This window comes from Arsenophonus nasoniae, from assembly GCF_004768525.1.
Classification (GTDB): domain Bacteria; phylum Pseudomonadota; class Gammaproteobacteria; order Enterobacterales; family Enterobacteriaceae; genus Arsenophonus; species Arsenophonus nasoniae.
In genome coordinates, this window is the sequence record NZ_CP038624.1 from 1 (window position 1) to 22,966 (window position 22,966).

Sequence of the window (22,966 nt, forward strand, 5' to 3'; positions counted from 1 at the left end):
GCCACTAAGCGTAGACCAGTACTGGCCTTTACCGTGATTTAAGTGAGGCAAAAACTTATGCAAATCCATGCACTTTTATGCAAAATTATGCACTTATTTTTTATTGAAAAATAAGTCTGAGGTTTTCAAAAAAAACACCCCGTGTGGTTAACGAGGTGTTTTGATGATAAGGATTAATGTCATGTAATGAAAAGATTGCTCGTTCAATATAGTGTATTCGTTTGTTATGATGCAATTTGTTATGTAAACAACGAAAATATCAGATGAGTAAAAAATTTACCCCAACCCCACACGATGCCGTATTCAAGCAGTTTTTAAGTGAGAAAGAGACGGCAAAAGACTTCTTCGACATTTGGCTACCCGATGAGATTAAAGCGCTGTGTGACTTAGAGAGCCTCAAAGTGGAATCTGGCTCATTTATCGATAGTGAGATGAAAAATTACCAGAGTGATATTCTGTATTCAGTCAGTACAACAAAGGGAAGTGGATATATCTATGTTCTCATAGAGCACCAGTCCACACCTGATAAGCTCATTGCGTGGCGATTGATGCGCTATAGCCTTGCTGCTATGCAGAAACATCTAGAGGGCGGAAACAAGCAATTACCCTTAGTGTTTCCCATTTTATTTTATTGTGGTGAACGAAGTCCTCACCCCTATAGCACGAATTGGTTGGATTGTTTTGAAGACAAGGAATTAGCAGAGCGTATCTACACCCATCCTTTTAAGTTAGCCGATGTCACCACACTTGATGATGGTGAGATTATGCAACACAAGCGAATGGCGCTATTAGAATTGCTGCAAAAACACATTCGCAGAAGGGATATGACCGAACTACTCGATAGTATTGTTAAACTCTTGTCGTATAATTATTATACCGATAATCAAGTTATCACCCTGTTTAACTATCTTATCCAAGAAGGTAACGCTCAAAAGCCAATGGAATTTATCACTGAGATAGCCAAACAATCAGAGAAACACGAAGGAGCACTTATGACTATTGCTCAAGCATTAAGACAAGAAGGGTTACAAGAAGGGTTACAAAAAGGATTACAAAGAGGAAAGCTGGAAGGTCGTCAGGAAGGCTATCAGCTAGGTAAAAATGATGGCGTTCAAGAAGGTAAACTTGAAGCTCAACTTGAGATAGCAAAACAAATGCTAATAACAGGCATGGACAGACAATCTGTGATGAAATTTACGGGTTTGACTGATACTGAAATGAGTAACCTGTTTAAAGATTAAAACGATGACAGAACGCAAGAAATTAAGCCTCAATCGCCCTAGAAAGGCTTCACCAGAAGAACAAACCTCAAGCACCGCTGTTTACGGTAAAAAGGTCTGGGTCAATGCTACGCCCAAAAAACAGGCAAAAAAGCCTCATCCTCTCAAAGTAGCAAAACAACAACCCAAGAAACCTGTTGTTAAACCTAAACAGGAAATGAAGGTTAAAACATCAAAACCACCCACACCGCCCAAAAAGCGATTGCCGTTAGAGGAAGCGATTTCACAAATCAGCGTCTTTTGGCCTAATCTATTTCCTGAAAATCAATTGAGACCCATGAAAATTGGTATACAACAAGATATGTGGCAAGAAGTGAAGGAAAAGTCATTACCGATAGCCAGAAAGCGTTTGAGAGCGTGTTTAGGGAGTATTGGTCATCACGCTGATTATCGGGCACTTATCCAGTTAGAGGCGTTTCGTTATGATAAAGACGGTCAGATAGTCGGAGAGGTCACCGAAGCGGATGTTGAGGATAATTTGCAACGTCTGGCAAGGCGAAATAAAGATAAATGAAGGAATCTGAATTAATTGCTCATGCAGAAAATGCGACTCTGTGGAAAAAATATCCGGCACTAACAAATTGGGAAGTCCGTTTTTTAAATAACGTCATCACTTCATATCGGCAGTGGAATAACATTTCACCAAAACAAAAAGCCACTGCATTTAAAATCCTCCAAAGAGTAGGCGAAATAAAGTGATTTTTTTATTTAAAACTCTTAACGCTCTCTATTCAGAGCGTTAAGATGATAAGTCTTTTACTATGTATTTTTTTTACGTTCAAAATGAATTCTTTCATGAAAAAAATAATCACATATTTTATATGCAATACACCAAAATATAACAGTGATAACAACCCAAAATATCTTGGATATAAGATCATTGAACCCTAAAATTTCATAGGAATATCTACTGATATACCACCCAAAAAAAATAGGTAATAAGAACCCTATTATAATAAAAAATTTTGGGGTTCTGTAAGTTATTTCTGCTTGGCATCCTCTACAAACATTAGCGCCGAGAGGAATTTCACTACGACAATGAGGGCAAGTTATTAATTTTTCTTCGTTCATTTTTACCTACTTTTCTAGTCTATCTTATCGATTATCACCGCAAAAAATACATTGTCCCTATGCTAATGAGGTTAATTGCAACCGTTACACCAATAATTATCCAAGCCGTTTGCCGTAAAGTGCTTTCATTTTCTCTTAAATGATTGCCAATATCGACTTCAATCGTTTTGAGTACATTTTCTTTTGCCTTGTTGAGATGATCCTGAAAGAGAGAAACTGATTCAAGCATCGATTTTGATAAGATGCTGAGAGAGGTTGAGTTTTGATAGTCAATCTTCATGTCAATCTCTTTGGCTTTTTCTTCGATAGCTGCCCTTGACTCACTGGTAATAGCCCGTAGATTTTCCACCTGTTGATCGAGATCGGTAGGGAGTTGATCGATAGCCAATTTGATGGCATCAATTTTTTTTGCGAATTCTTTTGTTGTCAAGTCAATCTGTTTTTGTTGAGCATCATTGATGGTATCTGGTAGATTCTTAATTTGATTTTGGATTTCAAAAAATCCTTCAACGAGTCTTTCAAGCGCTGCTTTTCTTAGTCCATCATCATCCTGTGCGGCTTCCCATGCTGCTGTGGTGTTGCTGGTTACATTATTCATATTTTAATCCTGTTTTGTTAAGTTTAATGCGTTAAATGCAGATTGAAGATTCTTTTGATAAGAATCGAATCCCATCCGGTAAAATTGCATTAACTGGATTTGAGCTTTTTCTTTTTTGTCCTCTGCATTTTCTACAAGTGATTTGAAATCGGCATCCATATCACGTATATAATTGTATGATATTCCTGCTTTTTTTAGTGTAGCAAAAAGACTAGAATCTAATACGGTAGGAGTATTTTCTGTTAAAGAAAAACCAATTGTTGCTAAATCCTTATTTTCAAAAAGCGTGCTAAACTGTGAACTTATCTTTTTCTGCGGATTAACCCGATTGAAAATTATTTTTATATTCTCATTTTGTACACCAATGGAATTTAATAATAATATCGTTGTGATGGTATCTTGTTGTTGTTTCTCATCTGGTGTTACCGGAATGATAAATGTGTCAATAAAAATATGAGATCCTGAAAATTCATTTTTGAGCTTAGATGAAAATTGTTCCATGTTGGATGAGCCGACATCCACAATAATATTATTAGAGCCTAATATTGTTTCAAAGATCGAATCAAATTCACTCGCACTTAATTTTTCACCTGTCGATTCTCCGTCGCTGTTTAGCGTTTCTACCCTGAGTACTTCACAATCAGATAAACGAGGATAAAGCATATGTTGACATAAGGTTGACTTCCCAACATTTCCACTATTATTTAATACTACAATTTTCATTTTCCGCCTCTTTTAAACATTTTTGTTAGAAATTCTTCTTTAAATTTTTGTTCTTTTTTTTCACAATACTTCGAGATTTCTTCAAAAACTTTTGATTTGTCAGGAATAAAGTTAACTCCTATCATTTTTAGTTCTTCCTCTGTTATGTCATATTGTATGACTTTATTTTTTGCCATTTCACTCAAATAATTAAGGTGTGAAAGTTTGTCTTTTTTTTCTGGTGTTATTTCACTTAATGGGTATTCTTTATGAGAAAATAAAGACGATTTTTTATCTGTTTTTACTGAGTTATCATTACCTTTGTGATTATTAGATAATATATTTTGTTTTTTACTTATTACTTGATGGTGAATTTTATTTTTTTTATTTAATGAATTAATTGTTCTATTAAAATAGTTATAATCAATATTTATTTTCAAATCTTGATTAAGTCTTTCTACTAATTCTTTTTGCGTAAAGAAGTTGTTTAATTCTAATATTAACTGGATATGATTAGCAATTATTCGTTTTATTGTTCCTTTTCTTTCGGTATTGATTTTATATGTTTTTATGAATAAATGAATTTCATTTATCAGTTTTTTATAAATATCCTCCATAAAATACCTCAATTAATTTTAATTAAAACATTGTAAGCGTTGAATAATGATTTGTCAAATAAAATAGTGATACTTTAATGCTATTAAAGTGCTATAAGTGGGTTATTTTTGTGTTTGTTGTGTACAATAAGGCTATTTATGTGTTATTAGTGATATATTATAGTGCTATATATGTGATATATTCACTTAGGAGTGATTGACGAAATATATTTTTAGGCACGAGATCGATTGTACACAAACATTAAAATGTTTGCTACAATCGTTGTGCTAAGGGGTAAACCCCTTAAACCCCATACATTTTGACTATCGTAAAAATGGAGGCTCTACGAGCCTATGAAAAAAGATAATAAAAATATTCATATTACATTCAGGCTGACAGAATCAGAATATGCACCGTTTAAAGAAGTCATCGATACACTCGGTTTATCAAAGTCTGAGTTTTTCCGATTATTGTTAACCAAGCAGTTAGATCCTGATATTCATAATAAAATTAATTCAGAGAAATATGACCGTCTGCTTTTTTACTTTAATAAAACCAGCAATAACATTAATCAGATCGCGAAGCAGATTAATACTGCTTATCAAAACGGGATGATAACAGAGCAACGTTTAATTAGATGGCTAACTATTCTTAATACAATTAGCGACAATCTTTTATCAGGTATTGAACATGATAAGTAGAATTGGTGGCGGAAATAAAGGCATTGTTGATTATCTGGTAAATGGCATTAAGCAAGGTCGCGCTTTAAACCGTGATGAACTGGATAATCGATTAATGTTAGCGGGTAATATTGAACATCTTCATCATGTTATTCATTCAATTCCTGATAAAGGACAGGAGCGGTATATTCACATATCGCTTTCTTTTTATGAGTCTTCTATTTCTTCTGAGATACTTCAAAAAGTTACTCAAGAGTATAAAAATCTTCTGATGAATGCGTATCATCCTGACGAGTATTGTTTTTATGCTGAGGCGCATATTCCTAAAGTGAAGTATCTTAATGATGAAAAAACAGGGCAATTGATTGAAAGAAAACCTCATATTCATATTGTTATTCCGAGAAAAAACTTAGTAACGACCAAGTCGTTAAATCCAAGAGGTGATATTAATAAAGGCTCTACACTTGATGAAATCGATGCAATCCAAGAACATATTAATCTTAAATATCATTTAGTGAGTCCAAAAGATGGGATGAGAATAAGTGACACTAACCACGCCAATGTTCTTTCACGAATGAAAGGCGATTTATTCGATGAAAAGCAAGCGGAATTCAAAAAAACGCTTTTTGAATCGTTGGATAACGAGAATATTTTTACGCAATCAGCGTTTGAATCTCATTTAAAAAAAATGGGGAAAATAAAAATTTATAATAAAGGAATGGCTAATCAATATATCGGTATTAAGTTACCAGAAGAACAAAAATTTATTCGTTTAAAGAGTCCTTTGTTTTCAAAACAGTTTATTGAAAACCGAACAATACCTATTCGTAAACCCGCTGTTAAACAGATTGAAAACAGGCTAGCAACATGGATTGAGAAAACCAGCCATGAAATCAAACATATTCATTCTGCTGGTCAAAAGTTAAGGCAACAATATGCGGTGTTAAGTGACAATGAAAAGAAAGACAAACTTAATGAAATAAGGAAGCAATATAATGAAAAATACCAGCTTGATAATTCAGAAGGAGATAGATTCGAAAAGAATGACATTGAGCGATCACTATCAGGAAGAAATACCGAGCGAAGTGTTACGAAGCCTTTCTCACGATATCAAACAGGAAACTCACCAGAAAAGCGATTGTCATCTTTGCAGACACGCAACATGGTTTACCAGCTACAGGGATTTGCAGGACGAGAAACCGAGCAATCTCAATCTGTATTGCCATCACTTTCAGGTGATGATGTGGCAGCAACACGACAAGAAAGACAACATTTTAGTCGCTCAGTGCGATGGTCATCGGATGTTCGAAGAATAAATGATGTTGTCAGTCAATCGTTGCATCAGGTGAAAAATCAACCTGATGAAAGTGATGTGATGATCATGCGTGAAATTCGAAACAGGATTGATCCGCATCGGTTTTTATCGTTTTGTGCTGTCAAATACAATATCGATCCACATGATCACCGTGTGACGTTTGCCAAGGATAACAGCCCACGATTTAACGTTGGAAATCGGAACTTAAATGCCAGCGATTTTTTAACGAAACATTTAAATCTTGATTGGCAATCGGCTAAAGCGGATTTGATTGCGGTCAATGATGCACAGGTAAAAAACAGGTCTTTTCTTTCCGTATTGAAACATGAGCCGTTAACGACTGAACAAAACAAGGAGAGGCTATCATCAAAGAAAGATTGTCAATCTGCGTTAAACGCGCTCTATTCCGAAAATCGGCGGCAGTTGTTTGATGATTATCGTCAGGCGATGAAGGGGATTAAATCGATTAGGGATGAAAGAAAACGTGAAGTTGAGCGCGGTTTTATCTTATTTTCACAATTACAAAAGCGTGATGTATTAAATCGGGTGATTCGTGAAAAAAGACAGTTAATTAATGGCATCCATAACCATTGGCAGCCTAAAGAAGATAACTTATCTAAAATAAATGCGATTTTAAAAGGAAACATTAACATGAATAAAAATATGATACTCAATGATGATAGTGATTTTACGTTTGAAAAATCGGTTGCCCGTAAACAACAGGCACTTCAATTTGAGGAAGATTTTAACAAAGGGCTAAAACTGGCTGATTTGCTGGCAAGTAAGCAAGAAAAACAAGTTGATTATCTTGATAAAAAGACGCAGGAAGTAGTTTTTTCTGATAAAGGGTCACATATCGAGTTTTCAGGTAATAGCAGTAAAGCGCAAGCAGCTATGGCGCTAGAATACGCAAAAAACAAGTTTGGCGGTAAATTACGATTAACAGGGAGTGAGCAGTTTAAACAGACCTGTGCGATTGCGGCGGCTGAAAAAAATCTCAACATTATTTTGTCACCGGATAAATATCATCAGATGATGTTATCCCATGCTGAAAAATTGCAGCAAAAAACGGTGCAAATTCCCCAAGAAGCTACCTCAGAGTTTGAAATCAAACAGGCTCCATTGCAACCTGAAACCCCTCAAAAAGCCGCTGAGCCAGAGAAAATACAACCCGACAGGCAAAACCTGTCTTATAAAATTGATGATAAAGCCTTTAACCGCCTGATTGTCATGCCAGCCCCTCAAAATGATGGATTTGAGAATGTTATCCGCTTCAAGGTGGCATTTAAGCAAGATGACAAGATGGTTATGCAGCTTAAAGACCTGAAAGAAGCCGATTTAAACCGCATGGGCATTGATACCAAAAACATTGATATGCGTCAGGTTGAGCCTGTTTATATTGATTTAGCCAGTCTCAAAAACAGCCAGATTGACTCACCGTTTCGCCACGCTGAAAAATCACTAGAGTCATTAAATCAAAGCATGCGAAACCGTGCGATGCCAAAAGGCGAACTGGAGGCTTTGAAAGCGCAACGGGCAACACTGGAAGCCAATGTTGAAGAAGCAAAACAAAAACAGGTGATTGAACAGCCCAAACAGGAACAGAAAAAACAACAACGGCAAGAGCAAGATTCAGGCTTTAGCCTTTAAGTTTTTCTCAAAATAGGCGGTAAAAACAATACCGCCTCTAAATATTTTAGACTAAAACGATCCCACAATTTTTTGAAGTTGTAGAATTTATAGGGCTATTTCTCAAATTTATCCATTTGTTTGCAATTGTTATTGCGTTATCGATCTCTTTCTGGAGATCTTTTTTATTTTCTGTCATTTCTCTCATATAAGATAATCTATTTAAAATAGAATTAATATCACCTATAACACTAAAGTCACATAATTTTGTAACTAATATTAATTCATTTGAATAGTCACTAATATAGTTTGAGTTGGTATCTATTATTTTATTATGTAATGCGTGCAAATCCTGTTTATTTGACAAAGTATTGTCTTTGTTTAAAAGGAAATGTAATTTTGATAAATTTTCGTTATAAATATTCTTATATTTTACTTTAAAAGAAATTGTTGATGTTTTATCTAATTCAATCAGTTTTGTGATAATATTTTTTATTTCAGGGATATTATTCCTTATTTCTTCTATTCTATTTTGTATACTTGAATAGATACATTGTAAATTTACATTTTGGTCGTAATTAACTATATCTTTAATATCTTTAATTAAATTTTTAGTTAATTCTTCAATGTCTGTATAGGTTTTATTATTGAATAAATATTCGTATTTAAAATTATCACAGATGAATTTTTCAATGATTTCATCATCTTCTTTAATCTCTTTTTTTTTCAACAAAAGATCATCATAAAATATACTAACGTATAATTTATCATTACAACTGTAATTGAATATTGCTTTATAGTTATTTTGATACTCTTTCTTAGAGTAATCTTGTAGCTTTTTTATTTGATGGAATGCGTTTAATTCATGCAATGGCTTAAATGCATTTTTATTATTTATTGTTTTATATAATTCATGAAGTTCTTTTTTTGATTTAGGTAGATAAATAGCGCTGAAAAAATCAACAAATTCATCTTTTACTGTTAAATTATGGTTATTATTTTTGTGGTAATTATTAATTGACAAATTTTTAATATTCTCTGGTTTAAAAAACAATGAATACTTTTGAGAAAAAACTTTTGCAAACATAAGTTATATTATTTTAATGTGGTTAATTTTACACATATCATAATATATTAAATTATATAAAAAAAGGGAACTCCAGAAATTTAATGGCATTCCCTTTTTAGTGAACATTATTTAATCAAAAATTCCTCTAGCTCATTTCCATCATCGAGTAATTTTTGGAGTGCTGTGGGTGGTTTTCCGTTGCCTGACCATGTTTGGATATCGCCGTTTTCGTCTAAAAATTCATATTTTGGCTTCCGTGCATTAATACTACTTTTTTTCTTCGTCTTAATTTTGCCCGTGGTAACAGGGTTTAAGAGTGAATCAAGACTAAAGCCACTGTCTTCAATGAGTTTAATCAGGTCAAGGCGTTGCTTTTCTTTTTCTTCGGCTTCTTTTTTGGCTTGTTCAAAGAGTTCTCTGTTTTCCTCAATAACTGCTTCCAGTTTGTCTTTAACTTCCTGTAGCCACTCAAAATCTTTTGTTAACGCAAATTTTCTGATAGTAGTAATACTACTAAAATACTTAGAAATAATCTGGTATTCCTCTTCTCTTTTTAGCGTTTTGGCTGTTTCACTCATATTAATTTACCTGTTATTTTCGAATTCAAATCGGGTTGCCCCTGTGGTCTTGTCCTGCAATATCAACGTTGCATCGAAGTTTTTACCCGCTTTGCTTTTGAAGCCTTTGATAATGCCTGTTTTTCCTTTTTTGACCAGTGTTTCAATCTGTTTTGTGGTCAGTGTTTTCTCACAAACCGTTTTCCATATTTTAAAACCACATTGCGCTTCACAAACGACAAGTTTAGGCTTATCCAATAATGCTTTGTTGCAATTAGGGCAGCACATAACGGTGCTTGTCTGATGCGTTGTTGTGGTATCAATCTTTAGGTTTTGTCCAATATCATCCGCTAGCAGACGATTAATGTCACCATACAATTGTTCGACAAATTCATCAACCGTGAGATTTCCCTGTGCAATCTGTTCCTGTTTTTCTGCCCAAAGCGCGGTCATATCGGGATTGGTGGCAATATCCGGTAGTGCCTGAAAAAAATCAAGTCCTTTTTGCGTCGGGATAAGATTTCTTTTCTCCAAAACAATAAACTCGCGGGCTTTTAGTTTTTCTATCATGCTATGACGGGTAGCGGGCGTACCAATTCCCCCGTGTTCGTCTTTTTTGTCCTTGTCTTTGGTTTTGAGCAGTGTTTTTATTTTAGCGTCAGTCACAAAATCAGCAACCCTCACTAAAGCAGCAAGTAAACTTGCCTCGGTAAAAAGTGGGGGTGGGGTGGTTTTCTTGGTGTTGACGGTGGCTTTTATACAATCTACTTTTTCACCTGTGCGAATTTTTGACAATATCGCAAATTGACCTTTATCTTGCTCTACTTCTTCATTTTCTTTATCTTGTAAAAACTCCGTAAAGCCGTTATCGGTAGTCTTTGTCGCCCGTGCCGTAAATGTTTCAGTGTCAATTTTTAGTAACACTGATGCTTCCTGATAACGTTTATTAGGCAAAAATTGAGTAAGGTAATAACGGGCAATCGCTAAATAAACGGTTTTCTCATTATCACTTAACTGACTTAAGTCAGGCGTATTAATGGTAGGAATGATAGCAGTATGGGCGGTGACTTTTGTACTATCAAAGGCTTTGGATTTCAGTGTATCTTGGGTTTTTACCTCAGAAAACAAGTGTAGATTTTTTAATGCATTAATCAGTTGTGGAGCTTCACTATACTGTTCTTCTGAAAGATAAGAACAGTCTGAACGGTTATAGGTAATCGCCTTATATTTTTCCCGTAATTGTTGTGTGATTTCCAGTGTTTTGGCTGCGGTCATTTTGTGGTTTTTATTCATGTATTGTTGTAACTTCACCAGATTAAACGGCAACGGGGGCGAGGTTTCTTTGTTGTCTACGGCTGCTGCCACAACCTCCGCTGTTTTCCCTTCACAGAATTTCGCTACTCGTTCAGCAAAATCTTTATCGATTAAGCGTTTTTTGTCATCTTGTGGGGCGTTTTCGCTAATTTGCCAGTTAGCTTCAAATTCCGCTTTTAAGTGGTCAAAGATGCCCGTAATGGTATAGTAAAAACTTTCCTTGTGGTTTTTATTTGCCAGATAACGACGACAAATCAAGCCTAATATTGGCGTTTGTACTCGTCCAACCGATAATGGTGTTCCTCGATAACCTTTTTGTTGGGCGGTGACCGTGTAAGCACGAGTCATACTCTTGCCGTAAATATCATCACCCACACTTCTAGCCAAGGCTTTATAAAACAGTCCCTTGAATTTCTGGTTATCTTTTAAATTATTCAGCGCTTTTTTGACAGCAGCATCGGTATTATCATTAATTAGCAGTCGTTGAACAGGTTTTGTGTTGTTGGCATAAATCAAGACTTCATCAACCAGTAATTGCCCTTCATCATCAGGGTCGCCAGCATGAATAATGACGTTTGCTTTTTTGATAAGCTCAACCACAATTTTAACCTGTTTTTCTTTTCCTTCGCATGGCTGATATTTAACGGGATAGAGTTTTAACGGCAAGTCTTCTTTTTTCCAGCGTTTGTAGTCAGGGTGATAATTTTCAGGCTCAGCACTTTGAATAATGTGACCATAGCACCACGTGACAACATCCCTATCGGATTTAAAATAACCTTCTTTTCGAGTAAATTTACCATCCAACGCTTTAACAATATCGCTGGCAATTTGCGGTTTTTCTGCGATATATAAATTCATTTTTTTGCTCTCTTATTTAGTTGGCTTGTTGGGCTTTTTTATTTTCATCTTCGATAAAATCAGGGACGAAAAATCTTTGTGTCAGTTCGTTGTCAATTAAGCGCAAATCATTTTTATTGCTCGTTAAATACGTGGATGAAAATAACTTGGCTTTATTGATTAAATCATTGGTGTTAGTGAAGAAATAAGGCGCTCGTTGATTAATTTCATTGAGAACATGAATGACATTATTGTCTTGGGAACATTTGGGGTCGTAATCGTTTTGTAATTGATTAATCATCAATGCTACTGGAAGGGCTGCAATCCCGCATATCGCACTGTTTGTGGGTTTCAACGTATAGTCATAAGGCGTAATCTTTGCGCTGAATGCATCATCAGGAGAAGGGAAGCGTTTATTTCCCCAAAAGGGTATTGTGATGCGGTTAGTTTCAACCGTGTGGATTGGAAAGAACTCAGTTCTTTCAATGATAAACCCGTCATCACTTATCAAATTATAAATTCGCCGCTGTTGTTCTCGTTGACTTTCTTTCTTGTTTTCAAGAATCGGCAGCATGCGCGGTTGATCACTTGCGGGTATCCATTTTTCATGGAGTTTGGTTTTACGTGATAAAAAAGGGGGGTCATGAAATGGATGCCACATCATTATTTCGGAGGTAATCGCATCGAAATCTGAGTCAAGAATATGAAAGTGTATTTTGTGGGTAGCAATTTCTCCATTAACCGCCCATCGGGTTATTTGGGTGAAATTGGTTATTTTGTTATCGGTTTCAATAAAAATACCGTTAATTGCCTTGCGACCTTTTTTCCGGCAAGCAATTTGATAACATTTATTTGGGTATGGTGTACGGGCAACAACATCAACGTCACCCTTTAATGTGAGGTTTAATTCTGGTACGGATACATCAATCAAATCAAGTTGAATGTCGCTGTAACGTAAATAATACCGTGGTGAAAGATGTAGTAGCATCTCACTAATCCTTATTTAAGATAATTGGTTTTTGACTTTTAACTAATTCATTCTCTTTTTTTTAAAAAAGATTAATTGAAAGCCTTGATGTTTTTCTTGTATCAATTTCTAATTTAAAATTTAATAAACGCCCGTAATTAATTCAGGTTCAGTTGAATCCCATAATTTAAATCCTGTTAGGTATTTTGCATCTATTCGTTGCCAATTCCACGTTTCTTCTACACATTCACCGTTCAGTAATAAACGCAATCGCTTTAGCTCAATTTCAAAATGAGGAAAGTCCTGAATTGTTTTTTCTATTTTTTCACAAAAAAACTCAACAATTTTTCTACTTGCATTAATGACAGCAAACTGATTAATTTTGTTTACATCATTTTTTAAAACATACTCATGCCAGTTATCATAAAAATCGATGATTTCATCAGGTTTAATCATTTTATATATTGGCTTAAAACCGTAAAATCGGTTTAACAAGATAACCCCATCCCAATCACCTACGCAATCATCTAAGCATGATGACAAAACGGGTAATCCATCTCGGACGATTTGTACATAGGCACATGCGTGTTGAAAATCTTCAAGCGTTAAATCAGCTTCCACACCATAGAAGCTATTTGAATTGCTGTTGACAGAAGTTAATTGATAAATCATTTTTTATTTTTCCTTTTCAATTCTTTTATTTTCTAAATTTGAAATAAAAAAATAACAATCATTAAATAATTAAATGAACCACAATATCCAAATTAAAATTACACAGATTACGGTCAATAATTTTTCTTCTAAAGTGCATTTAGCGAATAACTTAAATAACACCCAAAGCACGGATATCACACCAAAATATAAATGAATATTGTTTTCAGAAACCATGTCCTTAACTGATTTAGCGTGACAACAGAAAGGGTCACTTGCCGCAAAAATAGGGGATGTCATAAAAAAACAGAATAACCCCACCGCCCCCATTTTAAGTTTGTTAAAGATATTCATCGTTTTTCCTTTTCTCCTCACCAACCAATCGCCAAACCTGCGCCTACACTTGCATTGTCGGTATTGTCCCATGCAATGTTTACCCGCACGTTTGCATTATCAGCGATTTTATATTGTGCCCCTGCGGCGATGGCCTTCCCGTTTTGATAGTGCCCTACACCCATACCAAATGAAAAGTTTTCACTGGTGCTGTAAGGAATTGACGCTATTGCAGTGACCCCTGCAATCCCTGCATTTGTCTGTTTTTCCACTCGGTCAATTTTGTTGTCAAGTTGATTAATACGTTGATTTATTTGGTTATTTAATGCGTTAAACCGATTGTCGGTATACATATTTGATGTATTAATTGCCTCATTTTTTGTATCAATGATTTTGCCGTCAGTGTAACGATTTGCAGAATCGATTGCTGCTTGTGCTTTCTGATTCAATTGTTTCACATTCACAGCATCATAATCTTCTGTCCCGTTCCCAATGTTGGTTAACTGTCTTTTTGTTTCTTTATTGCCAAAAGACACGGTATTATCGCGTTCGTTATATGAATATTGACCGATAGACACACTATTATTCGCTCTAACATCGCTATTATTGCCAATCGCTAGATTCTCATCACCTTTTATGCTATTTGCAGATCCAAACACATTGTTATTGGTTCCTTTAATGCTGTTGCTACTTCCAGCGATATTATTACCCTTCACGTTTTCAGGCAGATTATTTTTTGAGTCAATTTCATTGAGAGCACCAAATATGATACTACTTTGTTTTTCCGAATTAATAATTTTGTTGTTATCACCGACAACATAATGAAGTCCAGAGTCAAGTTTATTTGATTCACCTTGATGGTTAGGAAATTGAATCGCTTTTAAAGTGAGTAGCAAAAGCCATCCCTTATTGCAAAAAGGAGATGGGGATCGATTTATTGTGTTTAGTGCCAGTTAACATTTCCTCAGAGAGTGTAATTTCTAACCTGATTTCCTTATTTTAGACACATTGATCCTGCGTTTAGCTGCGTAACCATCGCTTTTTCTCCAGGTTATGCAGTCTTTCTGACAACAATTCCGTTGCTTTTTTACCCATTTGCGCCCCGGTGAAAAGCAGCCTGTCGCCACACAGAATACATTTGTACGGATCGGTACGCAGAAATCCTTTCATCAGCACAGAAAAACCTGGGTTCTCCGGTTTTTTACGTGCCGTCATCTCAAGTGCCTTATACACTTTCGGCAATAGTTTTCCCCGTTTACGATTCGACAAAAAACCAGAGTAACGCACCATTTTAAAATGCCTGGCCGGAATATGGCTTATATAGCGTCTAATCATCTCTTCCTGCGGCAGAGTCTGCTGCCGATGCTGGCCAGTTCGGTGGTCATGGTAGTGATGAACAACGGCACCCCCTCGGTAATGCCGCAGTTTTGACGCAGATACCGGTGGGCGTTTAAGGTAGCGACCGAGGTACTTAACACTATGCCATGCCCCTTTCGTTTTTTTAGCAAAGTGCACTTTCCAATAACGTCCGTACTGCGCCCTCAAGTAACGCCGCCAATGTTTTTTGTCACGGATATGGCCAAGACCGGGAAGAAGGCCAGGGTTAATTAAATCATAACTGTGACGCAGTAGTCGGATAACAGCCCCTCGCCAGATTTCTTCGACATCCTTTTTTTTGAAAAACAGCTTTCGCCATACACTATGTTTACTATCCAAACCCCCTCGAGTGACGGAAACATGAACATGCGGATGTTGATTGAGTTGCCGGCCATAAGTATGCAAGGCACAGAAAATACCAATTTCGATACCCTGTTTGCGAGCCAACTGCAGCATAGCTCGAGTGGCTGCCCGAAACAGAGCATTAAGTAGCGGCCAGTTATTGTTAAAAAAAGGCCAAAGGAGATGTGGCATGGTGAAAGTAATGTGTTGCCAGTCGCAGTCGGGTAAAATATGAACCTGCTGTGCTAACCACTGCTCGGTGGCTTTAAAGCCACATGAACTGCAGGCTTTTGACTTACAGCTTTGGCAGAAAAAACGGCTGTGAGAACAATCAGACGAAGCGCAACAATAGCGCCGGACACCCATGGCACAAGTGCCGCAGGCAAGCATGCGCTCCACAGATAAACTCGTCCACGAACTAACGCTATCGCCGTATTTTTCGAGGAATTTATTCCAACCGTCATCAATGGTGAAAAGTAGTTTAGCAGGACGAGGGATATACATCTGACTCAATTACCTTATGGGCATCTTGCCAAAGAAACAGAAATTGCCAGATTCGTCAGCCCAGTTATCGGTGTGTTTATCCCAGGGTTCAAAGGAAACAGGGATTATTCCTAGCTCCGTATAGGTGATGAATTCATCGGCAGGCAGACTTTCAGTTATTCCCCCCTCAGTGTAGTCGTATCCAGCGTCATCGGCTTGGTCTTGGCGTTGTTTAAAACCCCTGATAATCGTGACTAGCGGCGGGTAATACTGCGTGTCGAGAAAAAATTGGGGGCCGAGTCGGAGGCAGTGGCGTATGGCTTCTTTTAGGGTGTCATAAAAAAATTCAGGCGGTCTGTCATCATCATTTTCGGGTGGGAGAGAGAGCATAAAACGTTTCGGATAAACAGGCGCTGTGGCACGTGAAGTGACGGGCAGCCTGCCTGATTTAACCGGTTTACGCTTTCTGGGAGATTTATTGCGAGCCATCGAGATGAATCCCTGAAAAAAATTAACCTACTGCAGAGTATAAAACAGTACTCAACTCATTAACATCCCCGAAGCAGCACCGCTGCGCCGCTCACGCGTAGCGTGCTACGTTCATTAATTGATTTCAATATCAACGCTTGCACAGGTGAAAAAGAAAAAAACAACAATACGGGTGCAACTTTTAGCGCCTTGCTGCTTTTGTGTTTTAAAGATATTATCTTTGATTGTGTAGTTTTCATGTTAATGTTTCCTTAATGTCTTTATTTTCGTTAATAAATTGAAGGCTACGCTGTGCGTCGTACTGGCATACGACGCACACCCTCTTGATTTAACCTTTGGTTTGCGATAAGGGTTTTCCTTGACGAAATTCTTCGTGTTGGTAAGTTGAACCGTCATCTTTCATCTTCATTTCAAAAAGCTCAACGACTGTACATATTCCCTCAACACCTAAATAACTTTTATCGCCAAAATGCACCAAGCCAGAACGTGGGCATGGTCTACCACTGTTAATGACCGTTTTATTATTGCGATAAAATTTTGTATACGTCTTGAAGGTGCGATCAAACGTATAAGGCGCTTGCTCGTCATCGTCCTCGCTGCAACTATGCCAGCTAGGTAAAGGCGATTTACCTTTTGATAGGCGTTTTTCAAATGCATGATGCGCCCCAGAACAGCCTTCTCCAAATCCCGCGGGTAAACATAACCAGATTGCACACTCATCTTCGCTGACTGCCTGTGAGCAAGGCATAAAACCGATATACCCCATCAGACTGATGAAGGAAACCATAATTAATCTTTTCATAAATCCTCGTTATTCGTGTTATTTTCGGCAAATTTTTCTCGTTGCTGCATCATAAATATCGCCTGCGCTACCTCATCTTCTTCAACCGTTAAAGCCGGAATGTCTGGAATATGCGTTTCGGCGTATTGCCGTCTTTCAACAAAGAACGGTTCGTCATAAGATATGATTTTGTGCGCGATAAAAGGGCGGCAAAATTCACTAATCACTAACTCCTGTATTGGTAACCCTGATTTATGCTTCACATCGCGTAATTCGACAATCTCTTGTGGCAACAACACCGCTCTTTTTTGGATGCTTTCACTGGTTGACCTTGATGTTGATTTCCCCGTAGATTTTCCCTTATTAGTCATTTTCATATCGATATAACCAATCGTTTCAGAAATCTGCTTGGTGGCCTCATTGACCTTTTTGGGTGGGTAAATCAGTTCAACCGCACAGTTTTCGAGGATCGTTCCCGCTCCTTCCTTGCCGTACCCTTTTTTGGCATCCATTAACTGTTCCCGATTTTGCAAGATGAACACGAAACGCATGTTGTAGCCTGCGGTAAACGCCAGTGAGACCTGTACGACATCAAGGCGACCCATCGAGGTAAATTCATCCAGCAACATTAAACACTGGTATTTCAGTGTTGCGTCCTGCTCTGGCAATGTCCGCACGTTCTCACTCAAAAGCTGACTAAAAAAAAGATTGGTTAACCGTGCGTAGGTATCTATCGCGCTCGGCGCGAGTCCATAATAAATGGTCATTTTTTTACGCCGGACTTCCCGTAAATCAAAGTCGTTACCGTCCGTTGCCGCTGCCGTAATCGGATTGGCAAAGACTTTCATGTTGGCGTTAAAGGTCAGTAAAATACTTTGTTGCTGTTCATCTTTTTGAGCAGAAAACTGACGCATCAGCGTTATCGTTTCATCAGACAGACGATTGAGCGCGGGTTGTGCTGAATGCTTGGCTTCTGGCATCGCCAGATACGTCTGCCATGCCGCGATATTTTCGGGTGAGTTTCTTAATGCAATCTGCTCTTCAAACCACTCGCCTAAGCGCACGCCGGATTTAGGCACCGATAAATCAAACACTTGAGATAACGTGACTTTGTATTTGGGCTGTTCTTGCGTTTCAACGATAATACTGCCATCGGCTACTGTTTTTTCGGTTTCCGTGATGGTCATTTCGTTTTCACAATCCAGCAAAAACAACACCAGCGCATTAAACACGTTCGCTGATAAATCCGTCCACATATCGTTTTTATCGCCTGTCAGCGGGAATAAAATGGCAGCAATCTTGCTTAAATCCCCAAACCGATACATCGGATCACGGCGAATATAGAAAAGCGGGTTGTAACGATGCGTGCGAAGTCTTTTTGCCGCTAAATCCTCACTATCGGCATATCCATCAGGGCAAAAGAGATACACTTCCTGCCCGAGGTTATCCTTGCGGTGACCTGCTGAGGCTAGAAAGTTTTCTAGCTTAATGTCCAGAACAACCAAAGATTGCGGAAAATGAAGACAGTTAGGAATGACGATACCCACCCCTTTACCGCTCCGCGTGGGTGCATACAACATTAAGAACTGCTGACCGCTATAACTGATGTAGCTGCCTTTGAAGCGCCCTTTGGGCATTTTTCCTATCAAAATTGCCGGATGTTTTGGTTTTTTACCCGCTTTTGGAAAAAAGCCAGACTTCGCCAAGTCAACATCATTTGCCAGCCTTGCATTGCCATGTAACGTTTTCTTCTTTCTCAGTCCTATCAACACCGCCACGAACAGCACAACATAAAGAAAAATGGGTACTATCCCCCCAATAATCCCCCATATCATGGTTTTCAGGTACGGTTTAGCCAGTCCATATTTTTGATAGGTGTTTAAAAATAAATCCCATTTCACCGTTTCAAACGTGACAGGGTAATGCGTTGCTTTAAGCAATGCCATACTGGACGTATAGAGACTGGCAACCAGACAAAAACCAAACAGGATAAGAAAAAAAATGATTAATGGTGTTTTCTTTTCCATCATTTAGGCTCCTGCCAAAAGGGCATTTTTTTCTTCGGGATTAAAATAAATTTCCGTTAAATAGGAATGATTTAAAAACAAAATAATATCGATACTGGATTTAATCGTTCGGCGGATGAGTTCCATATCCAGTGTTAGGCCAATTTCTGATTGCTTGATAATTGACGCGAGTCTGGCAAAAGCAGCATAGGTATTATTGGCATGTATCGTTGTGATACTTCCCTCATGCCCTGTATTCAAGGCTTCTAAATAGCTCCACGCCTCATCCCCACGCAATTCTGCTAAAAAGATATGGTCAGGCTTCATTCTCATAGCGGCTTCAATGAGTTTCTTTGGTCTCACGCCACCCTCTTTAAAGAACAGCCGGACGCAATTTCGATGAAACGGTAGACTCATTTCAGGCACGTCTTCAATCGTGATAATTCGCCTTTCATGAGGAAATAAATCCGCTATCGCTTTGGCAATAGTGGTCTTACCTGATCCAGTACCCCCCACAATTAAAAAATTGAGCCGCTGATTAACGCCTTCCTGTAAAAACACAGGGAGTTGACTCTCGTCGGTTTGAGCAGCTTCAAATAATTGTTTTAATAATCGCTGCTCCTCGCGCAATTCTACAGTGGCTTTTTTGGCATATTTTGCCGTAGAAAATCGCCCTGATTGCAAATAATCATTGAGTGTAAACCGCTCGGTTGACGGTTTGCGGATAGTCAGCGATAGTGTGCCTTCCAAACAGGCGGGCGGTATCACCACTTGTGCCCGTTCGCCATTCGGCAACACCAATGATTTAATGGGGTTAGTTTCGTTCAACATCCCCGCCTTGTTAAACGTCGTTAGCGTGGCAGCAAGATGCATCAGGTTCTCCAGTGAAGCATTGGGTGCATCGTGAAATTGCCAGCCATCCTGTCCTTCGGTGGCAATTTCAAACGGTCTGTTCACCACCACTTCTGTTACATTTTTTTGTTTTAAATGGTCAAGCAATCCCGTTTCTTTCAGATAAAAATCAATCATCTCGTGACGCATAGGTATGTCCTTATTGGTTCTTATAGACGGGTGAAAAGTCGATATTTCTTGGCACAATGACCGATAACATTTCACCCTGATTGACATAAGCCGTCGGCGGGATGCCGATACTGTTTTCAAGCGCCAACTCTGCCATGCTTTTTGTCGCACTGCGGGTATTGTCAATGCTTAAGCTGGTATTTTCTTTGCTAATGTTACTTGCTGCCGCTGCCAGTGCATCATCAACGAAGGAAAGCAACATCGCACCACCAAATCGTTCCCAAAAGTGGTTATCAATCCATGCGGGCAAGCCTGATGCACCTAATCCATCAGCACCCAGTGCGTCAATATGAACGCGCACATTGCCATCTTTCACGGTTGCCCAGTTCACAAAAACTCTGGCAACCCCTTTTTTTAATACGCGGGTTTGTTCACCCTGCAATAAGGCTCCTGCACGAATTAAAATATTCTTGCCGTCATCGGAATAAACATTTTTTGTCAACTGACATAACGCAATAGACGGGTAGCTGGTGATAATTTTTGTTTTTAACACACACGGCATGGTAGTACCCGCGGAAAGCAAAAAGGGTCGATGTCGAATAAAACCCACTTGCCCATCCTGATATTTCGCCCCTTTTAAAAAATCCTTGTTATCAATGGTATTCGTCTTCTCCGATGGTGTTGTATTTTCTTTTTGATTGCGCGCGGTGATTTCTTTTGCAGATAATAAAACTTCTCCCTGCCGTCTTCTTTCCGTCGGTGTTAAGGTTTTCTCATTGTGACTGTCATCTTTTTCTTCTTTATCAAGATTAATGATGTTTTTATCATCTGATTTTTCTTCTATTTCAATCGCCTTATTTTCTTTTTTCTCCACGTCTTTTTTTACGTCATCCAGTGTTTGATTTTCTGTTCTGGCTTGCGCCCGTTTAAAATCAAGGATCGCCTGACTGGTTCTTTCCTTTCGTTGATATTGCTCTTCTTCGGCGGGCTTCGGTTTATACACCACAACAGGCGGTTTTTTAAAATAATAAAACCCAAAAATCAATAACACGCTGACCCCCAACAAAATAACGCCACCGATTAACATCACGTGTTTTATTCTTTTTTGACGCACGGTAAAAACATGAATATCGTGCCTGTCCCCCGCTAATTCGGTTGTTTTTTTAATTTCATTATCAACAGGGTGTCGTTTAAATTTGTCAAATAGACTCATTATTTCGCTCCTGCAACCGTTGCTTTGTGGTTGTCCCTTTCTGGTTATAACGGCGTTTTAGGGTGTGTTCTGTTCTTAAGTTCATGACACTTTGTCCCAACCGCATGACAAACTGGGCTGCGACGTCATGCAGTACCATAATGTTTTTATTCATATGATAATTGACCAGTTGCTCTTTTCCGTCTGGCAATAGCCGATAAACGACCGGTAAATCCCGCGCATTATTCCACTTGATACAGGTGAAAATACCGTCATCCCATACCGCATCAGGTGTTAAGTTTTCACTGCCTTTAACTTGATAGGCTAGATTAACCCAACCGCCATCCGTACAACTGCGTTCCTGTCTTGTTTTTCCGGTTAATACGTTCGGCACAACGGGTTTAGGTGGATAGCGAAAGCGCATTAAAAAGGTGGGTGCGTTTTGCCCCGCACTCCTTAACAAAATAGAATAGGTGCGCTTATTGGTCACGAGCGCAATATTGGTCTCTGGCTGTTCAGCGATGGGGCGCAAAAAAATATTATTGCCTCGCACGGAAACATTCCACGCTAACGGGTCACCTAATCCCATCCCTGCCGCATCCCCGTCAACAACTTCATCACTTTCAAGCTGAATAAGGGTGGCGATACCTTCTTTTACTTTTACTACCGTGACATTATCCGGCTGATAAAAGACTTCCTGTACTCTGGAGTCAAGTCCTGATGATTTTGGGATCACCACCGCCAAGGCTTCATACGAAAAAAGCAATAACATCATGAAAACCGATTTATTCACTTCACCACCTCCGCATCGACGCGGTAGGACACCACATTAAAACCGAGCGGATTGATTAATCGCTGTTCTTCCGTTTTAATCATTTTGGTAAAATCAAATTTTAACGTCGCTATCCACTTTGTTGGCTCATAACCCACGGCAAGTTTTTCATCCGGCTCAGTAATCAGTTTGGTAAATCTGACCTGTGCCGTTTCGTCATCTAAAAACGTAATGCCATTGACTTTGACCAGCATTTTTAAATTTTTTGATAATCGTTTTAACGGCGAATAGTCACTTAACATATAACCCTTGTAACTGGTTAACACCGCTTTGTTAGCGGTACTTTCGACAAAATTTGACATATTCTGGATGGTGAACCATTCGTAACCTTCCCGATTTTCGATAAAACGCGCCACAAAATAGCGAACAACATTGCTATCCATGGTGGAATTTTCTCCGTTATAAGGATTAATTTTATCGACATATCCTGTTGTGCTGTCAACGCGTAACATCATCGGCACAACGGTTTTTAATGGGGTTAATCCGGTAATGGCGACGGTTAACAACACGATGGCGATCCCCTGAAAAACCGCGACTTTGGTTAAGAACCCAATTTTTTTCTGTTTAAGCTCAATAATGTTCGTTTCAAACATTTTTGCCGCTTCAAACATTTGTTTTTTTATTTCCGCTGCCTGTTTTTTCTCAGGTGGGGTATTTTCCAGTAACGTTATTGAGTCCTGATAATAGGTGTCGTTTTTCTCTTTTGTCATTTTTAACCCGCCTGAATATCATTAATGGTGGTATTAAGCGTTTTCCATTGTCCGCTTGCCTGTGGTGCGTCAGGGGGATTGGTTGACTGACAGCCTATTAAAAACAACACCATCAATAAAAGACTTCTTTTCAT

25 protein-coding genes are annotated in these 22,966 nt (G+C 38.2%); 5 read left to right on the forward strand and 20 right to left on the reverse strand.

Features of this window, described 5'->3' with window-relative positions:
• Nucleotides 1-263: 263 nt before the first annotated feature.
• The 3 genes from ArsFIN_RS25320 to ArsFIN_RS25330 are packed head-to-tail and all read left to right on the forward strand — an operon-like array spanning nt 264 to nt 1,979.
• Complete coding sequence (locus ArsFIN_RS25320; protein WP_135679163.1) at nt 264-1,241, forward strand: Rpn family recombination-promoting nuclease/putative transposase; 978 nt, start codon at nt 264-266, stop codon at nt 1,239-1,241.
• A gap of 4 nt (nt 1,242-1,245) precedes the next feature.
• Nucleotides 1,246-1,794, forward strand: a complete 549-nt coding sequence (locus ArsFIN_RS25325) for a ProQ/FINO family protein (protein WP_135679166.1) — start codon at nt 1,246-1,248, stop codon at nt 1,792-1,794.
• Entirely contained in the window at nt 1,791-1,979 is a 189-nt protein-coding gene (locus tag ArsFIN_RS25330; RefSeq protein WP_026823994.1) for a hypothetical protein, read from the forward strand. Before ArsFIN_RS25325 ends, ArsFIN_RS25330 begins: the two co-directional genes overlap by 4 nt.
• A 406-nt stretch (nt 1,980-2,385) precedes the next feature.
• On the opposite strand, the gene ArsFIN_RS25335 is transcribed toward ArsFIN_RS25330, so the two are convergent.
• From ArsFIN_RS25335 to ArsFIN_RS25345, 3 genes are read right to left on the reverse strand one after another with little or no spacing between them, the layout of a single operon-like run.
• Nucleotides 2,386-2,949 carry a hypothetical protein gene (locus ArsFIN_RS25335; RefSeq protein WP_135679168.1) on the reverse strand — a complete coding sequence of 188 codons (564 nt, stop codon included), beginning with the start codon at nt 2,947-2,949 and terminating at the stop codon, nt 2,386-2,388.
• A gap of 3 nt (nt 2,950-2,952) precedes the next feature.
• A complete protein-coding gene (gene stbB, locus ArsFIN_RS25340) occupies nt 2,953-3,672 on the reverse strand; it encodes a StbB family protein (RefSeq protein WP_135679171.1) in 720 nt (239 codons plus the stop codon).
• Entirely contained in the window at nt 3,669-4,268 is a 600-nt protein-coding gene (locus ArsFIN_RS25345; RefSeq protein WP_135679174.1) for a hypothetical protein, read from the reverse strand. Before ArsFIN_RS25345 ends, stbB begins: the two co-directional genes overlap by 4 nt.
• A gap of 333 nt (nt 4,269-4,601) precedes the next feature.
• On the opposite strand from ArsFIN_RS25345, the gene ArsFIN_RS25350 reads away from it, so the two are divergent.
• Together ArsFIN_RS25350 and ArsFIN_RS25355 are read left to right on the forward strand one after the other, a co-directional pair.
• On the forward strand, nt 4,602-4,949 hold the full coding sequence (locus ArsFIN_RS25350; RefSeq protein WP_135679176.1) for a plasmid mobilization protein: 348 nt from the start codon (nt 4,602-4,604) through the stop codon (nt 4,947-4,949).
• The gene (locus ArsFIN_RS25355) at nt 4,939-7,893 is read left to right on the forward strand and encodes an LPD7 domain-containing protein (RefSeq protein ID WP_135679179.1); all 2,955 of its coding nucleotides are present in this window, start codon (nt 4,939-4,941) and stop codon (nt 7,891-7,893) included. Before ArsFIN_RS25350 ends, ArsFIN_RS25355 begins: the two co-directional genes overlap by 11 nt.
• 46 nt (nt 7,894-7,939) lie before the next feature.
• Here the strand turns inward: ArsFIN_RS25355 and ArsFIN_RS25360 are convergent, their stop codons facing one another.
• From ArsFIN_RS25360 to ArsFIN_RS28520, 17 genes are all read right to left on the reverse strand, one after another.
• On the reverse strand, nt 7,940-8,959 hold the full coding sequence (locus ArsFIN_RS25360; RefSeq protein ID WP_135679182.1) for a hypothetical protein: 1,020 nt from the start codon (nt 8,957-8,959) through the stop codon (nt 7,940-7,942).
• A 107-nt stretch (nt 8,960-9,066) separates the two neighbouring features.
• Nucleotides 9,067-9,519 (reverse strand): H-NS histone family protein, encoded by a 453-nt coding sequence (locus ArsFIN_RS25365; RefSeq protein WP_135679184.1) that lies wholly within the window; start codon nt 9,517-9,519, stop codon nt 9,067-9,069.
• 6 nt (nt 9,520-9,525) lie between these two features.
• Entirely contained in the window at nt 9,526-11,670 is a 2,145-nt protein-coding gene (locus ArsFIN_RS25370) for a type IA DNA topoisomerase (RefSeq protein ID WP_135679186.1), read from the reverse strand.
• Between the two features lie 16 nt (nt 11,671-11,686).
• Complete coding sequence (locus tag ArsFIN_RS25375) at nt 11,687-12,637, reverse strand: DUF6012 family protein (protein WP_135679188.1); 951 nt, start codon at nt 12,635-12,637, stop codon at nt 11,687-11,689.
• A 120-nt stretch (nt 12,638-12,757) separates the two neighbouring features.
• A complete protein-coding gene (locus ArsFIN_RS25380) occupies nt 12,758-13,288 on the reverse strand; it encodes a hypothetical protein (RefSeq protein WP_135679190.1) in 531 nt (176 codons plus the stop codon).
• 69 nt (nt 13,289-13,357) lie between these two features.
• Nucleotides 13,358-13,621: a hypothetical protein gene (locus ArsFIN_RS25385; protein ID WP_135678270.1), complete on the reverse strand. Its 264-nt coding sequence runs from the start codon at nt 13,619-13,621 to the stop codon at nt 13,358-13,360.
• A 17-nt stretch (nt 13,622-13,638) separates the two neighbouring features.
• Nucleotides 13,639-14,496, reverse strand: a complete 858-nt coding sequence (locus tag ArsFIN_RS25390) for a YadA-like family protein (protein WP_135679191.1) — start codon at nt 14,494-14,496, stop codon at nt 13,639-13,641.
• Between the two features lie 124 nt (nt 14,497-14,620).
• Nucleotides 14,621-15,823: an IS91 family transposase gene (locus tag ArsFIN_RS25395; protein ID WP_135678014.1), complete on the reverse strand. Its 1,203-nt coding sequence runs from the start codon at nt 15,821-15,823 to the stop codon at nt 14,621-14,623.
• Between the two features lie 9 nt (nt 15,824-15,832).
• A complete protein-coding gene (locus ArsFIN_RS25400; protein ID WP_135678353.1) occupies nt 15,833-16,291 on the reverse strand; it encodes a hypothetical protein in 459 nt (152 codons plus the stop codon).
• A gap of 59 nt (nt 16,292-16,350) precedes the next feature.
• Nucleotides 16,351-16,530, reverse strand: coding sequence for a hypothetical protein (locus ArsFIN_RS25405; RefSeq protein WP_135679193.1), 180 nt, complete (start codon nt 16,528-16,530; stop codon nt 16,351-16,353).
• 89 nt (nt 16,531-16,619) lie between these two features.
• A complete protein-coding gene (locus tag ArsFIN_RS25410; RefSeq protein WP_135679194.1) occupies nt 16,620-17,093 on the reverse strand; it encodes a hypothetical protein in 474 nt (157 codons plus the stop codon).
• Nucleotides 17,090-19,102 carry a type IV secretory system conjugative DNA transfer family protein gene (locus tag ArsFIN_RS25415; protein ID WP_135679196.1) on the reverse strand — a complete coding sequence of 671 codons (2,013 nt, stop codon included), beginning with the start codon at nt 19,100-19,102 and terminating at the stop codon, nt 17,090-17,092. Before ArsFIN_RS25415 ends, ArsFIN_RS25410 begins: the two co-directional genes overlap by 4 nt.
• Entirely contained in the window at nt 19,103-20,119 is a 1,017-nt protein-coding gene (virB11, locus tag ArsFIN_RS25420) for a P-type DNA transfer ATPase VirB11 (protein ID WP_246067642.1), read from the reverse strand.
• A gap of 10 nt (nt 20,120-20,129) precedes the next feature.
• Nucleotides 20,130-21,311 (reverse strand): TrbI/VirB10 family protein, encoded by a 1,182-nt coding sequence (locus ArsFIN_RS25425; RefSeq protein ID WP_135679198.1) that lies wholly within the window; start codon nt 21,309-21,311, stop codon nt 20,130-20,132.
• Nucleotides 21,298-22,083 carry a TrbG/VirB9 family P-type conjugative transfer protein gene (locus tag ArsFIN_RS25430; protein ID WP_135679200.1) on the reverse strand — a complete coding sequence of 262 codons (786 nt, stop codon included), beginning with the start codon at nt 22,081-22,083 and terminating at the stop codon, nt 21,298-21,300. Before ArsFIN_RS25430 ends, ArsFIN_RS25425 begins: the two co-directional genes overlap by 14 nt.
• Nucleotides 22,080-22,832 (reverse strand): virB8 family protein, encoded by a 753-nt coding sequence (locus ArsFIN_RS25435; protein ID WP_135679202.1) that lies wholly within the window; start codon nt 22,830-22,832, stop codon nt 22,080-22,082. The genes ArsFIN_RS25430 and ArsFIN_RS25435 overlap by 4 nt, the downstream gene beginning before the upstream one ends.
• A 2-nt stretch (nt 22,833-22,834) precedes the next feature.
• Nucleotides 22,835-22,966 (reverse strand): hypothetical protein, encoded by a 132-nt coding sequence (locus ArsFIN_RS28520; RefSeq protein ID WP_276324676.1) that lies wholly within the window; start codon nt 22,964-22,966, stop codon nt 22,835-22,837.

What these genes read in the sequence shown, in the direction of transcription:
- ArsFIN_RS25405 (WP_135679193.1), bottom strand. Translation starts at nt 16,530, where the DNA reads ATGAAAACTACACAATCAAAGATAATATCTTTAAAACACAAAAGCAGC.
- ArsFIN_RS25320 (WP_135679163.1), top strand. Translation starts at nt 264, where the DNA reads ATGAGTAAAAAATTTACCCCAACCCCACACGATGCCGTATTCAAGCAG.
- ArsFIN_RS25425 (WP_135679198.1), bottom strand. Translation starts at nt 21,311, where the DNA reads ATGAGTCTATTTGACAAATTTAAACGACACCCTGTTGATAATGAAATT.
- ArsFIN_RS25365 (WP_135679184.1), bottom strand. Translation starts at nt 9,519, where the DNA reads ATGAGTGAAACAGCCAAAACGCTAAAAAGAGAAGAGGAATACCAGATT.
- virB11 (WP_246067642.1), bottom strand. Translation starts at nt 20,119, where the DNA reads ATGCGTCACGAGATGATTGATTTTTATCTGAAAGAAACGGGATTGCTT.
- ArsFIN_RS25335 (WP_135679168.1), bottom strand. Translation starts at nt 2,949, where the DNA reads ATGAATAATGTAACCAGCAACACCACAGCAGCATGGGAAGCCGCACAG.
- ArsFIN_RS25415 (WP_135679196.1), bottom strand. Translation starts at nt 19,102, where the DNA reads ATGATGGAAAAGAAAACACCATTAATCATTTTTTTTCTTATCCTGTTT.
- ArsFIN_RS25350 (WP_135679176.1), top strand. Translation starts at nt 4,602, where the DNA reads ATGAAAAAAGATAATAAAAATATTCATATTACATTCAGGCTGACAGAA.
- ArsFIN_RS25330 (WP_026823994.1), top strand. Translation starts at nt 1,791, where the DNA reads ATGAAGGAATCTGAATTAATTGCTCATGCAGAAAATGCGACTCTGTGG.
- ArsFIN_RS25385 (WP_135678270.1), bottom strand. Translation starts at nt 13,621, where the DNA reads ATGAATATCTTTAACAAACTTAAAATGGGGGCGGTGGGGTTATTCTGT.
- ArsFIN_RS25380 (WP_135679190.1), bottom strand. Translation starts at nt 13,288, where the DNA reads ATGATTTATCAATTAACTTCTGTCAACAGCAATTCAAATAGCTTCTAT.
- ArsFIN_RS25360 (WP_135679182.1), bottom strand. Translation starts at nt 8,959, where the DNA reads ATGTTTGCAAAAGTTTTTTCTCAAAAGTATTCATTGTTTTTTAAACCA.
- ArsFIN_RS25395 (WP_135678014.1), bottom strand. Translation starts at nt 15,823, where the DNA reads ATGTATATCCCTCGTCCTGCTAAACTACTTTTCACCATTGATGACGGT.
- ArsFIN_RS25370 (WP_135679186.1), bottom strand. Translation starts at nt 11,670, where the DNA reads ATGAATTTATATATCGCAGAAAAACCGCAAATTGCCAGCGATATTGTT.
- ArsFIN_RS25400 (WP_135678353.1), bottom strand. Translation starts at nt 16,291, where the DNA reads ATGGCTCGCAATAAATCTCCCAGAAAGCGTAAACCGGTTAAATCAGGC.
- ArsFIN_RS25375 (WP_135679188.1), bottom strand. Translation starts at nt 12,637, where the DNA reads ATGCTACTACATCTTTCACCACGGTATTATTTACGTTACAGCGACATT.
- ArsFIN_RS25410 (WP_135679194.1), bottom strand. Translation starts at nt 17,093, where the DNA reads ATGAAAAGATTAATTATGGTTTCCTTCATCAGTCTGATGGGGTATATC.
- ArsFIN_RS25325 (WP_135679166.1), top strand. Translation starts at nt 1,246, where the DNA reads ATGACAGAACGCAAGAAATTAAGCCTCAATCGCCCTAGAAAGGCTTCA.
- stbB (WP_135679171.1), bottom strand. Translation starts at nt 3,672, where the DNA reads ATGAAAATTGTAGTATTAAATAATAGTGGAAATGTTGGGAAGTCAACC.
- ArsFIN_RS28520 (WP_276324676.1), bottom strand. Translation starts at nt 22,966, where the DNA reads ATGAAAAGAAGTCTTTTATTGATGGTGTTGTTTTTAATAGGCTGTCAG.
- ArsFIN_RS25355 (WP_135679179.1), top strand. Translation starts at nt 4,939, where the DNA reads ATGATAAGTAGAATTGGTGGCGGAAATAAAGGCATTGTTGATTATCTG.
- ArsFIN_RS25345 (WP_135679174.1), bottom strand. Translation starts at nt 4,268, where the DNA reads ATGGAGGATATTTATAAAAAACTGATAAATGAAATTCATTTATTCATA.
- ArsFIN_RS25435 (WP_135679202.1), bottom strand. Translation starts at nt 22,832, where the DNA reads ATGACAAAAGAGAAAAACGACACCTATTATCAGGACTCAATAACGTTA.